Annotated in this window: 1 protein-coding gene; it reads left to right on the forward strand. The window is 59.7% G+C overall.

From position 1 onward, the window contains the following. Positions 1-233, forward strand: a 233-nt coding sequence (locus tag AF337_RS14485; RefSeq protein WP_160320305.1) for a glutathione S-transferase family protein, incomplete at both ends; no start/stop codon positions are given.

Genomic DNA, 233 nt, shown 5'->3' on the forward strand with positions numbered 1-233 from the left:
GATGAAGACGCCTGACCATCTGGCCATCCATCCCTTCGGCCAGATCCCCACCTATGAGGAAGGTTCTCTCTCGCTGTTCGAGACCGGCTCGATCGTCTTTCATCTTGCTGAGCAGCATGCGGGCCTGCTGCCCAGGGATCGCGATGCCCGAGCGCGCGCGATCACCTGGATGTTTGCCGCACTTAACACCGTCGAGCCGCCGATCCTCGAATTGACGACGGCAAGAATATTCG

Source organism: Rhizobium ecuadorense (genome assembly GCF_001187535.1).
GTDB classification, from domain to species: domain Bacteria; phylum Pseudomonadota; class Alphaproteobacteria; order Rhizobiales; family Rhizobiaceae; genus Rhizobium; species Rhizobium ecuadorense.